At 46.8% G+C, this 14827-nt stretch carries 12 protein-coding genes; 8 read left to right on the plus strand and 4 right to left on the minus strand.

Features of this window, described 5'->3' with window-relative positions; translation table 11 throughout:
- Positions 1 to 93: 93 nt before the first annotated feature.
- Together glyA and rnhB are read right to left on the minus strand one after the other, a co-directional pair.
- Entirely contained in the window at positions 94 to 1380 is a 1287-nt protein-coding gene (gene glyA, locus K339_RS0118025) for a serine hydroxymethyltransferase (RefSeq protein WP_028524846.1), read from the minus strand.
- Positions 1381 to 1509: 129 nt separating this feature from the next.
- Positions 1510 to 2085, minus strand: coding sequence for a ribonuclease HII (gene rnhB / locus K339_RS0118035; protein WP_028524847.1), 576 nt, complete (start codon positions 2083 to 2085; stop codon positions 1510 to 1512).
- 75 nt (positions 2086 to 2160) lie between these two features.
- On the opposite strand from rnhB, the gene K339_RS0118040 reads away from it, so the two are divergent.
- The 8 genes from K339_RS0118040 to K339_RS0118075 all read left to right on the plus strand — a co-directional run bounded on the left by K339_RS0118040 (position 2161) and on the right by K339_RS0118075 (position 10666).
- Positions 2161 to 2937, plus strand: coding sequence for a polysaccharide biosynthesis/export family protein (locus tag K339_RS0118040; RefSeq protein ID WP_028524848.1), 777 nt, complete (start codon positions 2161 to 2163; stop codon positions 2935 to 2937).
- A gap of 6 nt (positions 2938 to 2943) precedes the next feature.
- Positions 2944 to 3684: a tyrosine-protein phosphatase gene (locus K339_RS34070; protein WP_051398094.1), complete on the plus strand. Its 741-nt coding sequence runs from the start codon at positions 2944 to 2946 to the stop codon at positions 3682 to 3684.
- Between the two features lie 24 nt (positions 3685 to 3708).
- Entirely contained in the window at positions 3709 to 6153 is a 2445-nt protein-coding gene (locus tag K339_RS0118050; protein WP_028524849.1) for a GumC family protein, read from the plus strand.
- Between the two features lie 176 nt (positions 6154 to 6329).
- Positions 6330 to 7025: a tetratricopeptide repeat protein gene (locus tag K339_RS0118055; RefSeq protein WP_028524850.1), complete on the plus strand. Its 696-nt coding sequence runs from the start codon at positions 6330 to 6332 to the stop codon at positions 7023 to 7025.
- Between the two features lie 107 nt (positions 7026 to 7132).
- Positions 7133 to 8047, plus strand: coding sequence for a PfkB family carbohydrate kinase (locus K339_RS0118060; RefSeq protein ID WP_028524851.1), 915 nt, complete (start codon positions 7133 to 7135; stop codon positions 8045 to 8047).
- Between the two features lie 26 nt (positions 8048 to 8073).
- On the plus strand, positions 8074 to 9054 hold the full coding sequence (hemB, locus tag K339_RS0118065; RefSeq protein ID WP_028524852.1) for a porphobilinogen synthase: 981 nt from the start codon (positions 8074 to 8076) through the stop codon (positions 9052 to 9054).
- Between the two features lie 105 nt (positions 9055 to 9159).
- Positions 9160 to 10098 carry a fasciclin domain-containing protein gene (locus tag K339_RS36080; RefSeq protein ID WP_028524853.1) on the plus strand — a complete coding sequence of 313 codons (939 nt, stop codon included), beginning with the start codon at positions 9160 to 9162 and terminating at the stop codon, positions 10096 to 10098.
- 61 nt (positions 10099 to 10159) lie between these two features.
- Positions 10160 to 10666, plus strand: coding sequence for a hypothetical protein (locus K339_RS0118075; RefSeq protein ID WP_028524854.1), 507 nt, complete (start codon positions 10160 to 10162; stop codon positions 10664 to 10666).
- Between the two features lie 78 nt (positions 10667 to 10744).
- Here the strand turns inward: K339_RS0118075 and K339_RS0118080 are convergent, their stop codons facing one another.
- Positions 10745 to 12352 carry an ArnT family glycosyltransferase gene (locus K339_RS0118080; RefSeq protein WP_028524855.1) on the minus strand — a complete coding sequence of 536 codons (1608 nt, stop codon included), beginning with the start codon at positions 12350 to 12352 and terminating at the stop codon, positions 10745 to 10747.
- A 139-nt stretch (positions 12353 to 12491) separates the two neighbouring features.
- Positions 12492 to 14792, minus strand: coding sequence for a penicillin-binding protein 1C (pbpC, locus tag K339_RS0118085; protein ID WP_157607649.1), 2301 nt, complete (start codon positions 14790 to 14792; stop codon positions 12492 to 12494).
- Positions 14793 to 14827 lie beyond the last annotated feature (35 nt).

Raw genomic sequence — 14827 nt, forward strand, 5'->3', positions numbered from 1 at the left:
CCTTCGTCGAGGTGACAAAATGTTTCGGTTTCCTGTTTAGGGTTTGAGGTTGTGAACCTCCAACAGTAAACCCCAAACAGGAAACCAAAAAAACTACTTATAAAGAGGCACTTCCGCCATCCAGTTGTTTACTTCTTGTTTTACGGTTTCGATTTTTGCTTCGTTTTCAGCGTTCATCAATACCGTATCCATCAAATCCACGATACGCTCCATGTCTGCTTCCTTCAAACCACGGGTTGTCATGGCAGGCGTACCTACCCGCATTCCCGAAGTAACCATCGGCGACTTGGTATCGAATGGAACCATGTTTTTGTTTACGGTAATATCGGCTTTGATAAGCGTATTTTCGGCCAACTTACCTGTCAAACCTTTGCTGCTCAAGTCAATCAGCATCAAGTGATTATCAGTGCCGTTTGAGATGATTTTATAGCCTTTATCGACAAACGCTTTCGCCATTGCTTGGGCGTTTTTGCGAACTTGGTGAGCGTATTCTGTGTAGTCATCGCTCAGCGCTTCGCCGAAAGCGACGGCCTTGGCTGCAATCACGTGCTCAAGTGGCCCGCCTTGTGTACCAGGGAAAACGCCAGAATCCAACAACGAAGACATCGAGCGAATGTCGCCTTTTGGTGTTTTCAGACCAAATGGGTTTTCAAAATCGTTACGCATCATAATCACACCACCACGAGGCCCACGAAGTGTTTTGTGGGTAGTTGTGGTGACGATGTGGCAATGCTCCAACGGGTCGTTCAACAAACCTTTGACAATCAGACCTGCTGGGTGAGAAATATCAGCCAACAACAACGCGCCGATTTGGTCGGCGATGGCGCGCAAACGGATATAATCCCAGTCGCGGCTATAGGCCGACGCTCCGCAGATAATCATTTTTGGGCGCTCTTTCAAAGCCGTGGCTTCTACTTTGTCCCAGTCAATAAGACCAGATTCTTGTTCTACACCGTAGAAAAACGGCTGGAAGTATTTACCCGAAATATTCACAGGCGAGCCGTGTGTCAAGTGCCCACCGTGTGCTAAGTTAAAACCTAAAATTTTGTCGCCAGGCTGCAAACATGCCAAGAAAACGGCCGTGTTTGCCTGTGCTCCCGAGTGCGGCTGCACGTTTGCCCACGTAGCACCAAACAGCTCCTTGAGGCGGTCAATCGCAATTTGTTCGATTTGGTCCACCACTTCGCATCCACCGTAGTAGCGTTTGCCTGGAAGGCCCTCGGCGTATTTGTTGGTCAATACGCTTCCTTGTGCTTCCATTACTTGCGGAGAAGTAAAGTTTTCAGAAGCAATCAGCTCAATTCCAGACTCTTGGCGGTGGTGTTCTTTGGCGATTAAATCAAAAATTTGGGTGTCGCGGGCAATCGTGGTAGAAACCATTGTATGTACGATTTTGGGATGATACAAAATACGATTTGGAAGAAATTTTCCGCAAAGGTACTGCTTCCGAACCACATAGACACACCCAAGCTTGAGAAAATTAGAATTTTGTAGGGGTACTGGGCCGATTTACAACAATCGAAACGACATTCGATGGTAAGAACAGGGGCCAAACTCCCGAATGCCCGCCCGATGCACGGGCGTAGGGTAGCCTACATTTCTTTCCCAACCATAGTGAGGAAACTCCACCGCCAAACGCTCCATGAGGTCGTCGCGGTAGGTTTTGGCCAGTACCGAAGCCGCCGCAATGCTCATAAATTTGGCGTCGCCTTTTATAATGCAGGTATGGGGTAAAAACGGGTAAGGCGTAAAGCGATTTCCGTCCACCAACAAATGCTCGGGGCGCAGTGCCAATTGATCAACGGCACGGTGCATGGCCAAAAAGCTGGCTTTAAGGATGTTAATTTTGTCAATTTCTTCGTTGGATACTTCCGCGATGGCCCACGCCAAGGCGGCCTCTTGTATGTCGTTGCGAAGGGCTTCGCGTTGCTTTTTATTCAACTGCTTCGAGTCGTTGAGCAGTTCGTTGGTGTAGTCTTTGGGAAGAATCACGGCTGCTGCTACCACAGGCCCCGCTAGGCAGCCTCGCCCCACTTCGTCGAGGCCCGCTTCGGTGAGTTCTGCATGGTAGAAAGGTTTGAGCATACATCGGGTATTTTGGACAGGCGGGCAATTTACGTATTTTTGTTTCGAGGTTATCCCTCCTCGCTATTTTTTGCTATGCGTTTTATCGTTTTGCTTCTTCTTTTTTGTGGCCCCCTTTACGCCCAAAAAAGCACCTCAGATACCACAAAAGCCACTCAGACGATTGGTAGTCAGCCTGAGTTGTTGTCAGATACGACAGAGTACCGCCTTAAACCTGGGGATCGTTTGCGAATCCGAAGCCTCAATGCGCTTGAGATTATTTTCCCGCAGGGTGGAAACATCGCCGTGGCCTCCACGCCCATGTCGTCGGGACAGGCAGGGGCGTCTGCCTATTTGATTACCGTTGACCGTTATGGCCAAATCGTTTTACCACAAGTGGGGCGCGTCAAAGTGGCGGGACTTACCAAAACCGATGCCACCAGGGCCATAGAACAGTATTACAAAGACCTTATCAACGACCCTATTTTTGACATTGAGATTTCCAACCTACAAATCAGGGTATTGGGCTCGGTGGCGAAACAAGGCATGATTTATCTTGAAAATGAAAAATTGACCTTGGGAGAGGTCATTGCCATGTCGGGGGGGATTGATTTTGCAACGGCTGAAAAAACGATTAAACTGATTCGGAAACGCTCAGGCGTGCAACAAGAAGTCAATTATGACATCCGCAACCTTGGCGACCCAGCCGTGGCCAACATTCCAGTTTTTGACGGAGATTACGTCTTTGTTCCGCCTTCCAAATGGAGCTTACGGATTGTTAAAAACCAACGATTTGCCAGTATATTGTCCCCAGTGGTGATTGGGCTCAACGCCGTTGCGGTTGTTTTAGGATTGTACCTGACACTTAGATAGCGGCCCATGTTTTCGTTTTTTAAGAAAAAATCTTCGAGCGCAACTGCTCCTTTTTCACTCGATTTCATGGAAAGTGATTGGCATTGCCACGTGCTTCCTGGCATTGACGATGGATCGCCCGATGAAAACGTGACGTTGGCAATGTTGCAGGAGTACGTACAATTAGGCATCAAGAAAATTGTGGCTACGCCCCACGTTCGGGCCGATTATTTCAAAAATACCCTTGAGACCATCCAAGCCGCCGCCGCAAAAACCAACGCACTCATTGAAACTCATTCGCTTCCTTTGGTGCTAGAAGCATCGGCGGAATATTATGCTGACGAAAATTTTGTTCAACTCATTCAAGAAGATCAGCTGTTACCTATCGAGGGCCAGTATATTCTATTTGAATTTTCGATGCAAGCGCCTAGCCTTTGGGGGCACAAATTGATTGAAAAAATTCAACAAAAAGGATACACGCCGTTGCTCGCGCATCCCGAGCGCTACCGATACTGGCACGGAAAGCCGAGGGAATGGCAAAGCCTAAAAAACAAAGGGGTTTCTTTTCAGCTCAATTTGCTGTCGTTGGTGGGTCAGTATGGGTCGGCCGAACGAAAAGCGGCCGAACAATTGATAGAAAAAGGGTATTATGAGGCATTTGGTACCGATGCGCACGGGCTTCATCAATTACAAAAATTGAAGGATTTGGGTCGAAACCCGCACTTTGACACGTTACAACAATTACCTTTGCTCAATCGTTTGGGGTAAACAAATTAGAGGGAAACAGCTATTATGCAAAACGGAAACTGGAGCCAATCACAAGATAGATACACTGAAGTATCCGCCGACATTGACGTTAAGCGGATTCTTAAAGTCATTCTAAGTCGTTGGTATTGGGTGATTGGTGCCTTGGTTTTGACCGTTGGTGGGTGTGCTATCTTTCTTCAAGTGGCCCATCCGCGTTACATGGCGGAGATGGTACTAAAGTACAATGATAAACAAACCGAGCTCGACGAACTGAACCGCCTCATTCAGTCTGATGAATCTAATTTAGAGTACCTTACCGAACTGTATGTTATTAAATCGGAAGAGGTCATCAACGGGGCAATCAAAAAGCTCGATTATCCGTTTACTTTTTATCGTGAACTTACCTTTCGTCACGATGACGTGTATCCATATCAGCCTTTTACGGCACAGGTTATCTCTTACGACCACAGTAAGTTTCAGTTTGGGCTTTTTGAAATAAAACAGTCTGGTCTAATCACCTACAAAACCAAAGACGAAACGGAAAACCTAACCTTCGATTTGTCGAAAGATACCCTAGTTTCGGTACGGGGACTTTCGTTCAGTGTCAAATCTGTCGAGAGGCTTTCGCAGGATTATGTATTTTCTTACAACGACCTTAACGACCTTCGTGGGCGCCTTGACGGTGGAATTAAAGTAACCGAAGAAGGGGCGAGTTTGCCGATTTTGAACGTTTCCTTTTCGTACTATAACCGACAGTTTACGCAAGATTTTTTGCAAAAACTCATTGAATCGTACGAAGAATATAACCTTGAACAAAAAAAGCGGTCGTCGAACTTGACGATTAATTTTATTCAGGAACAAATCAAAATCTACGCGGCAGCACTTCAAAAAGCGTCGTCGGAGTTAGAACGGTACAAACAACGCAGTTCGGTGCCTAGTTTGCAAGCCTCCATGTCGGACGTGATGGGGCAAATGACGCAGCTTGAGGCGCAAAAAAACACTTTAGAGATTGCAAAATCGTACATCAATTTGCTCGAACAAAGCCTGAGCAATCGTTTTGAACCCGTCAATGTGGGTAGTTTAGGGCTTGATGGTACCAGCGACGGTGTCCTTCTCAAGTTGGTCTCAGATCTCAATCGCCTCATTCTTGATCGGAAAGCGTATATTATTGGTAAAAACCTGAGTGTCAACAACCCAATTGTAAAAACTGCCGATGACGAAATTGACCGCGTACGGGAGCAGATTCTCACCAATATCAGGGTTCAGCGCCAAAAAAATGAGAGTACACTGGGCATTATCAGTCAAAATTTGGCGCTAATTAAAAGCCGAATGAATGCTCTGCCGTCGGTAGAACGAGAGCTTGGATATCTTCAAAATGACCGTGATGTTAACGAAAAAATATACCTTTTGTTGATTAACAAAGAGATTGAAACCTCGATTGTAAAAGCGGGTGTTTTGCCGTCGTTTACGGTACTTACCCGCAGTTATGCGTATCAGATTTACCCACAAGCGCCGCGCCTTATTTCGGTGTCGCTCGTTTTGGGGTTATTGATTGGGTTTGGTTCAATCTTTTTAGCCCGTTTTGCCAACGGGAAATTTACCGAAATTTCCAAAATTGGTGCTTCCGAGCACGTCAATTTGCTGGGACTCATTCAGCGATTCCCGCACAAAATCTCCCAAAACGAAAAAGATTTGCTGCATTTTTTGGAAAACCGTTCGTTGTTTTCTGAATCAGTCAACAGCATTCGTACCAACCTCAGCTTTCTGACCGACGCCCCAAGTCAGCAAGGAAAATTGTTGGTGATTACATCGGAACTCTCAGGCGAAGGCAAATCGTTTGTGACGCTGAATTTGGCAACGTCTTTGACCAAAATTGGCAAAAAAGTGCTGGTGGTTGTGTCAGACTTGCGGCGGTCGAACATGCACCGTTATTTTAACCACAACAACAAAATTGGGCTAAGTACGTACCTGTCGGGAAAAGTGGATGATTTTCACCAGACGATACATCATTCAGTCATCGAAAACCTCGACTTTATTCCTGCGGGGCCGTCGCCTTTTAACCCGACTGAGCTTATTCAAAATGAGCGCTTTGAGGCATTTATTGCCAGCGCTCAGCAAGAGTATGATTTTGTGTTGGTGGATACTGCCCCCGTTGGTTTGGTGTCGGACAATGTTCCTCTGTTGAAGAAAAGCGATTTGGTGATTTACATCATTCGTTGGTTGTACTCGCACAAAGAATCGTATTTGTTGGTCAACCAAATTGCGGAAGAATATAAAATCAAAAACGTGGGTGTTATCATCAATGATTTTTACAAAGATGACCTGTATGCCAACCTCATGCCAGCGGCTTATTATTCGTCGAAAGGCTACGGTTACAGCTACAAGCAGACTTACGATTATTACGGCAAGAAAAATAATTACTACCACAACGAGACGCCGTCCAAATCTATTTGGCGAAAAATGATTCGTTGGGTCAAAAAAGAACAGTAAAGAATGCGCAGATTTTGGCTGTTTTTTTGTTCTGACGAAATTTTTGGCACTGTTGTTGTCGAGCAAAAGAACAAAGTAACTTAAATAGGCGCTCAATCCGTATAAAAAATAGCTGAGTTCTTTTTGAGTTTCAAGAGTTTTCCTAATTTTGCACTCCAATTTGAAAATCAATAGTAATGAGCAATAAAGACACAGATTCGGGGCTTGATTTTTTAGAGAGCCCAGAAGGTTTGGCAGGAGAGTTAACCAAATTTGAAAAAAGCATCGAAAAAAACCGCAATATCTTTGTCATTGCGGGGGGAGCAATTGTCGTTGCACTAGCAGGATGGTTCGGGTATCACTACTACGTAAGTAGCCAAGATGAGCAAGCTCAAGCTGCTTTGTACGCTCCTGTTTTTGCCTTTGAATCCGATTCTCTTAATAAAGCACTCAAAGGAAGCGCAGGTAACCCAGGTTTGGCGGCTATTGCTGACGAATACGGTGCGACACCAGCAGGTAACCTTGCGCAGTTTTATGCAGGTGCAGCGCTTTTGAAGCAAGGCAAATTTGATGAAGCCATTGAACATTTGAAGTCTTTCAGCTCGTCTGATTTGTTGGTTCAAGCCCGTGCTTACTCATTGATTGGTGATGCTTACATGGAAAAAAATAGCGTTGAGGATGCCATCAGCTATTACCAAAAAGCGGTTGATTATAAGCCAAATGCGTATTTTACACCTTCTTACATGATTAAGCTTGGTGTGGCTTACGAAAAAGCAAAGAAAAACACGGAAGCGATTGAAGTATATAGTCAGCTTATTGAGAAATACCCTCAGTCGTCAGAAGTGCTAAACGCGAAGAAATTTAAAGGTTTCCTCGAAAGCGCTGCTGAATAAGCATAGCATGAAAAACTTACGAAAAGGATAAGGCTACTACGGCTTTATCCTTTTCCTTTTTTAGAACAATACAATCATCCATCTTTTACTGATTAACAACGAAAACTATGAGTTTACTAACCGTTGGGTCTGTTGCTTTTGATGCCATCGAAACCCCTTTTGGAAAAACCGATAAAATTGTAGGTGGCGCGGCTACGTACATCACACTTACTGCTTCGTATTTTACCAAAAAGAACAACATCATTGGGGTTGTGGGTGGCGATTTCCCAAAAGAAATGATTGAGACCTTAGAACAACACGGTGTCAACACGGAAGGATTGGAAATCAAACCAGAAGGAAAAACATTTTTTTGGTCGGGTAAATACCACAATGACATGAACAGCCGCGATACGTTGGATACGCAGCTCAACGTTTTTGGCGACTTTGACCCCATCATTCCTGCGTCTTACCAAGATTGTACCTACTTGATGTTGGGCAACATGGTGCCTGCGCTTCAAATGGCGGTTTTGGATCGTCTCAATAACCGTCCAAAGTTTGTGATGCTTGATACCATGAACTTGTGGATGAACATTGCCCTCGAAGACCTCAAAGCGGTGATTGCGAAAGTAGATTGCTTGACGGTCAACGACGAAGAAGCACGAATGCTTTCGGGCGACTACTCGTTGCGTCGTGCCGCAAAAACCATCATGGCGATGGGGCCTAAAACGCTCATCATCAAAAAAGGCGAGCACGGTGCGCTCCTTTTCCAAGGCGATGAAGTATTTTTCTGCCCAGCCTTGCCGTTGGAAGAAGTGTTTGACCCAACGGGCGCTGGTGATACGTTCGCAGGTGGTTTTATTGGATATTTGGCAAGTACCGACGACATCAGCTTCGCCAACATGAAGCGTGCGATTGTGTACGGTTCGGCCATGGCGTCGTTTTGCGTGGAGAAATTTGGCCCTGAGCGCATCATCGACCTTACCCAAGCCGAAATCGACGCGCGTGTGCAAGAGTTTGTGCTTTTGTCAACGTTCCATATTTAATTCAATCGACGACCGTCGTTTCTAATATGAGTTACTCAATACCTCGCCGTCCTCGCCGCAATCGTCAATCGGCGGCCATTCGTGCGCTCGCGCAGGAAACTACGCTCTCCGTCAACGACCTTATCTACCCGATGTTTATCGTGGAAGGAAGTGGTGTGCGGAGCGAAGTAAAATCGATGCCGGGCATTTATCGCCACTCGCTCGATACCCTTTTGGAAGAACTGAAAGAGGTTACCGATTTGGGCATTAAGTGCATTGATTTATTCCCGAATTACCCCGAGGATAAAAAAGACAAATACGCCACCGAAAGCTACCGCGAAGGAACGTTGTACCTTGATGCGCTCAAAACCATCAAAGACAAATTTCCTGATTTAGCATTAATGACCGACGTTGCCATGGATCCTTACAGCAGCGATGGCCACGATGGTTTGGTAGAAAATGGAAAAATCCTCAACGACGAAACCCTCGACATTCTAGCCAAAATGGCCGTCGCCCAAGCGCGCGCGGGTGCTGATATTCTTGGGCCGAGCGACATGATGGACGGTCGTGTAGGTTTCATTCGTGAAGCCCTTGATGCCGAAGGTTTTACCGACGTGAGTATCATGTCGTATTCGGTCAAATACGCCAGTGCGTTTTACGGCCCTTTCCGCGATGCGCTTGATTCGGCACCTCGTTTTGGGGACAAAAAAACGTACCAAATGAATCCTGCTAACGTACGCGAAGCCCTGATTGAGGCGGAACTTGATTACCAAGAAGGAGCTGACTTTTTGATGGTAAAACCCGCATTGGCGTACTTGGACGTGATTAAGACGTTGAACCAAAACTTTGATTTGCCGATTGCGGCCTACAATGTTTCGGGTGAGTATGCCATGATTAAAGCGGCGGCTCAAAATGGCTGGCTCGACGGCGATCGGGCTATGTTAGAAACCCTGATGTCAATTCGTCGGGCAGGGGCGAAGATTATTTTGACCTACTTCGCGAAAGAATTTGCGCTATTGCAAGCGTAAAGAGTTACAATTTTCGCCTTTTCTATGCGTTTAGTGAAAAGTCACGCCCGTGTGTATTACCAAGGGCGTGGCTTTTTATTCTCAGCTATAAACTTAATTAGAAAGATGAAAAAACTCATTGGGGGCTTGATGTTACTGATAGTGGGTTTGGTAGGATGCAAAGAAGATGACCCTCAGCCCAAAAGCATTTCCGACGTATTGTTAGACCAGCAAGATCTAACTATTTTGCGCGCGGCCATTAGCCATGCGGGGCTTCAAGACGCGTTTAAGACCAGTTCAGTGACGCTTTTTGCGCCCAACGACGAGGGGTTTAAAGCTTCAGGCTACGCCGATGCGGGAGCTATCACTTCCCTTCCTCCTGAGCAAGTTCGTGCCCTGATTACCAACCACGTCATCACCTCGCCATTGCCTGTAGAGTCGATGCCATTTGGATTGAGTAACCCCGTCAAAATGATGTCGAATGCGCGCTTGTTTTTATCAAATCCCGATGGCGTGCCTTATCTTAATCATGGCAAAAGTGTCAAATCAAACATTTTGGCCAATAATGGGGTGATACACATTATCAATAGGGTGATTCCAATTCCTACGCAATCGTTGGCTCAAATCATCAAAAACACCCCAGATTTTAGTCTATTTCGTCAGGCTACGCGGCGTGCCATTGCGGGCGACCCTCGTTTAGCCACGTTTTACGCCGACACGTTAGGTTCATTTCCCGTTGACCCTGCTTACACGATGTTTTTACCGACTAATCAGGCGATGATTGCGGGGAAATTTTCGCAAGCAGAAATCAACGCCACTAGCCCGATTGTTTTGGCTCGAATTGTGTCTTATCACATCATGTTGAGTCGGCTTTTTTCAAGTTTTATGGGAAATTCTACGGTGAATATGTTCGACGCTTCCTACACGGCCACCCTCGCCTCCAAATCAACGGGGCTGACCATTGCAGGGCGTTCGAATCCCACTCAGCCCGCAAATATTACGAAAACTGACATCACAGCCACCAACGGATTGATTCATGTGATAGATAAAGTTTTGATTCCGTGAGGCGGGAACGTAAATTTGTAAAAAATTGTATTGAACGTACTGTCAATTCATCCACGAACGCATGAAAAGTCTTGTAGTTGCTATTCTGATAAGCGCCGTTGCTTTTACGGGCTTTGTAAGTAACCAAACCTCCGAGCAAAACGAAGGGGGGACGAAGTTTCGGTATCGCGCACTTGCGGGAAATAATCCCGTGAAAATTTCTTGGGAAACACTCCGCGACGTGACTTTCAAGAAAAAATGGTATCCCGAAGAGTCGGTGTATATGTTGTATCCAACGTTTGGCCCCAACATCAACAAACTCAATGGCAAAGAAATATTGTTGACGGGTTATGTACTTCCCATCGACGCTGAGTCGAACCTATACGCTTTGTCGGCTTTTCCGTTTAGCGCTTGTTTCTTCTGCGGTGGTGCAGGGCCAGAATCCGTTGTAGGGTTAAAGTTCAAGAAAAATGGCCGCAAGTTTAAAACGGACGAACGCCATACGATGCGTGGTACGTTAAAACTTAACGCTGATAATATTTACGAGTTGAACTACAACATCGACAACGCCGAAATCTCTGACGAATAAGTCGTAAAAAGATTCAAAAAAGAAGCCCCTGAAACAATATGTTTCAGGGGCTTCTTTTTTGAATGAATAAATAACCGTTTACCGCGCTAATTGATGCCCATCGTACACGGCTAAAATCGTATTTCCGTCCACTTTGATGCTGTGTAGCTCCTTCGTATAAGGCGCGGCATCGGACCGATAGCGAAACTCCGTGATAAAATAATCGCATTCCAAATCGGCGCGCTTCGACGTGTCTCGTACGGAGGGTTTTAGGTAAATACAATCCAGTCGTTCCCGCTCCGATTTATCCAATATCATTCGATTATAAACCCCTGGCGTTAGGTTGGCAATGACCTTAATGTGCGGTCGTTTGTCGTGTTGGACAATCCACTCTAACCCTTGTTTGTAGGATAACCCCCAGTAGTCGATTTCAAAGTTTTTAGCGACGGGCTGGCCCGCAAACATATTGAAGTACGTTTGCTGAAACGGATGGTTGAGGAACATCCACCCGCCAATTACGACCAACTGCACCAATACGAGGGCTTGACTGACCCTCATCACCAACGGCTGCTGTTTCCCCCACCGAAAAACCCCGTCTAAGCCATACAAGGCAATCATCAGAAATGCACCGTAGGTAAAATAGAGCTGTCTCCAGCCGTCGTACAACGTAGAATTTAGCAAAATGACCAGCGCAAACGGAGCGACGCTTATCACCAAGAAGGTGAGTTGCGTACGCCAAGGCTCAAAGTTGTCCCAAAACGCCGAGAATCGTTTCACGCTGTCTTTTAGGATGCTTACCACCCCGAGTATCCACAGTACCAAGTAAAGAAGTGGAGTAGTGATGACGACGTACCCAATGATGTAATACCACGGCAGTCCCATCGCCATCATTCTCTCGCCAAAAAACAAGACCTCGATGTTGGCGCGAAACTTACTCATGTTGGCAAGGGCAAACTGAAAATTGGCCAGCGGTGCCTCCCACAAAAACGGCCAAAACATCACCATAAACGCCGCCGTAAGCACGGCATAAACGCCTAATTTGAGCGCGATGGCGCCAGATTTGTCCCGTAAACGGAATCCATCTATCACGCCCCAACCCAACGTGATGACAGGAATGATGATGCCAGTGAGGCGGATATTGATGGCAATGGCAGTACAAATGCTGAACAGCAGTAAGTGCCGCCAAGCGTAGGTTTTAAGGAATTGGAGCAAAAAATAGGTGCTAATGATAAAGGCCGAAAGGCAAACGATGTCCTTGCTATTGTAAAAAGACTCGGCAAATATCCTCGGACTTAGCATCAAAAAGAGCGTTCCCAGCCACGGAAGCCATTTGTTGGTAAAAATGCTGGCGGCGGTGGCGTAAAAAAAGAGCGTAGAGAGGAAAAAAACCAAGAAGGTCATCAAGTGACGGTAGTGGTACAGTTGTTGGCTTTTGTCGTCGGAGTTGTAGCCGAGGGCTTTTTCGCCAATGACCAGCGGGATGTCAAACACCACCCCGTAGTCTCTATCATAGTACTCCTGCAACTTGGGGATGTCTTTGCTGGGCGCTAAAAACCCCAATTTCTCGCCCACGTATTGAATAGAAACAATTCCATTGGCCCGATTGATAGGCTCATCAAACGAAATACCGTAGTCTTTATACGTGGCCAAGCCGAGCACTAAGTACGCACTAAAAAAAGCAATTATCCGCCAATTGGTTATTTTCATTCTTTATGTGATTTTTGAACAAGTGTACAAAGATACCATCTTTGGTTACAACTGCATCGCTACAATAAAAGCCATTATTTATTGCTCCAGAGGAGCCAAATCTTATAGCCGCTCATTATCTACTCTCTGCTACTACCTATCAATTTACGGCAATTACCTTAATCCTAATATCCGTATTTCGTCCTTTGTCGTCGCTGCATGAGATTTTTACGTTGCCTAAGGGAGGGGTTACAAAAAGGGGCATTTGGGGAGAGGTTTTCTGATACAAACGGTCGTTGAGGTACCAATACACCTCTTTCACGTCGTTGGCCGCTTGGCAAGCGAGTTGTAATTGTTGGCCTTCTAAAAAATACTCACTGCCGTCGTTGGGGCTAGTGATAATCGGAGCACCTACTTCCAATACCCGCGTACACGCAGGATTATGCGGCGGGATTTTGACGTAAGGCACGCGATTAAGTTCGTAGTAAGCAATAAGTTCGGGGGCAAGATTGGGGTATAGTTTTTTGACGTAACCAGTATCAGGTAGGCACTCCGTGCAGTACGAACGCTGTCCTGTCGGGTCGGTAAACACCCATTTTAAGTGTTGGCACTTACGCGTATGCGACACGCCCATGATGGCGTAGTCGAGGAGTTGGTGCGTACAAAACTCGCTCGGCACGTCGCCGCTCTCGGCGCACACTTTTCGGCGGTTGAGGTCAGGGGCGGGTTTAAACCAACCCGTAGGCGAGTTATAATCGAGGGCATTGAAGATATCAAACAGCAAAGGCGTGGCAATATTGGCCCCGTTGAGTTCAGGCACCCCTACTCCCGAAAAATTCCCCACCCACACGCCCACCGTAAAACGGCGGTTGTAGCCAATGCTCCACGCGTCCTTTTTTCCGTACGAGGTTCCCGTTTTCCAAGCAATCCGTGGTAAATGGTAGGTATTATCAAAGTTATTGGGCAAATCGGGGCGCGTTACTTGCGTCAAAATGCTGTTGATGAGGTACGTGGCTTCGGGAGAGATAAGGGAAGTAGATTTCGCCCTTGCCACCTCACTAGCGAGGGACTTAGAAGTGGTGTAATGCAACTCCTTTAATTGACCTTCGTGCGCAAAGGTCGCAAAAAGGCGAGTCAGTTCTTCGAGGGTGACACCGCAGCCCCCCAAAATCATCGACAACCCCAGCCCCGCCGATTGCTTTTTGACGGTCTGAAAGTCGGCTTTTTTCAAGTACTCAATCAATACGCCAGGGGTAAGGTCGGTGAGTACTTTCACGGCGGGAATATTGAGCGAATTGGCCAACGCAAACTCTACCGTCACTTTACCGTTGAACCGTCGGTCAAAGTTTTCGGGTTCGAACCCTCCAAAATTGGTTGGAACGTCGTTCAGGGTGGTTTTGGGCGTCATAAGTCCTTTGTCAAAAGCCACTGCGTACAGCAACGGCTTGAGCGTACTCCCTGGCGAACGCACCGCCCGAATGCCATCTACCTGCCCGCCGTCGTACGGGTTCGTGAAATCGGCAGAGCCTACGTAGGCTTCCACATTCATGGTTTCGTTGTTAATGACCACCACCGCCGCGTTATGGATGTTCATGCTTCGTAGGCGGTTGACGTAGTTGCGGGTGAGCTGCTCGGCTTGGGTTTGGCGCGTGGGCACCAGCGTAGACCGAATAATCGGCGTAGTGGCATAGTGTTTACGCAGCCTAATCGCCAAATGAGGCGCCAACTTGGGTGCTTCCCGACGCTCGGCGCGGAGGGGTTCGCGCAGGGCATCTTCAATCACTTGCGGTTCAAACAACCCCGTCTTTGCAAAGCGTTGCAGCCATTTGTTCCGTTCTTGTACGATGTAGGGGTTTTTACGCCCCAACCGCAAACTAGACGGGCGGTTAGGAATAATCGTCAAGGTGGTGATTTCGGCTAAACTTAGCACTTGAGGCAATTTGCCAAAGTACAACATCGACGCCGACTTAATGCCTTCGACGTTGCTCCCGTACGGAATCAGGTTGAGGTACAGTTGTAAAATTTCATCTTTGGAGTAGTGTGCTTCCAATTGTAGCGCTCGCAACATCTCAACGATTTTACTCCCGTATGTTCGTTTTCGGGGTTCGAGCAGGCGCACCACCTGCATCGTAATGGTCGATGCGCCCGACGTCCGTCGTCCCGTGGTGAGGTTTTTGGCCAACGCCCTTCCTACTGATACAGGGTTGATGCCAAAGTGGTAATAAAAATAACGGTCTTCTTTTTGGAGAATGGTCTGGCGAAGTAGGGGGGTAATCTCGTCGAGTTCGGTGTAGAGCCGCCATTTGTCTTCTTCGTTGAGGAAGGCGTGCAGCACTGTGCCGTCCGACGCCGTCACCAACGTTGAGTAGCGAGGGTTTACCCGAAAAGGAAAAGCTAAATCAGTCAGTAACAACGCGATAAAAAAGCCTACAGGAAGCCAAAAAAACCGTTTTTTTGTCATGCTCAAGGCACTTTTTAACAACTGTTTGGCGGTTT

It is taken from the genome of Runella limosa DSM 17973, from assembly GCF_000482465.1.
Taxonomy (GTDB): domain Bacteria; phylum Bacteroidota; class Bacteroidia; order Cytophagales; family Spirosomataceae; genus Runella; species Runella limosa.

Excerpts from the sequence above, each read along its gene's own strand:
- glyA (WP_028524846.1), bottom strand. The coding sequence starts at position 1,380 with ATGGTTTCTACCACGATTGCCCGCGACACCCAAATTTTTGATTTAATC.
- rnhB (WP_028524847.1), bottom strand. The coding sequence starts at position 2,085 with ATGCTCAAACCTTTCTACCATGCAGAACTCACCGAAGCGGGCCTCGAC.
- K339_RS0118040 (WP_028524848.1), top strand. The coding sequence starts at position 2,161 with ATGCGTTTTATCGTTTTGCTTCTTCTTTTTTGTGGCCCCCTTTACGCC.
- K339_RS34070 (WP_051398094.1), top strand. The coding sequence starts at position 2,944 with ATGTTTTCGTTTTTTAAGAAAAAATCTTCGAGCGCAACTGCTCCTTTT.
- K339_RS0118050 (WP_028524849.1), top strand. The coding sequence starts at position 3,709 with ATGCAAAACGGAAACTGGAGCCAATCACAAGATAGATACACTGAAGTA.
- K339_RS0118055 (WP_028524850.1), top strand. The coding sequence starts at position 6,330 with ATGAGCAATAAAGACACAGATTCGGGGCTTGATTTTTTAGAGAGCCCA.
- K339_RS0118060 (WP_028524851.1), top strand. The coding sequence starts at position 7,133 with ATGAGTTTACTAACCGTTGGGTCTGTTGCTTTTGATGCCATCGAAACC.
- hemB (WP_028524852.1), top strand. The coding sequence starts at position 8,074 with ATGAGTTACTCAATACCTCGCCGTCCTCGCCGCAATCGTCAATCGGCG.
- K339_RS36080 (WP_028524853.1), top strand. The coding sequence starts at position 9,160 with ATGAAAAAACTCATTGGGGGCTTGATGTTACTGATAGTGGGTTTGGTA.
- K339_RS0118075 (WP_028524854.1), top strand. The coding sequence starts at position 10,160 with ATGAAAAGTCTTGTAGTTGCTATTCTGATAAGCGCCGTTGCTTTTACG.
- K339_RS0118080 (WP_028524855.1), bottom strand. The coding sequence starts at position 12,352 with ATGAAAATAACCAATTGGCGGATAATTGCTTTTTTTAGTGCGTACTTA.
- pbpC (WP_157607649.1), bottom strand. The coding sequence starts at position 14,792 with ATGACAAAAAAACGGTTTTTTTGGCTTCCTGTAGGCTTTTTTATCGCG.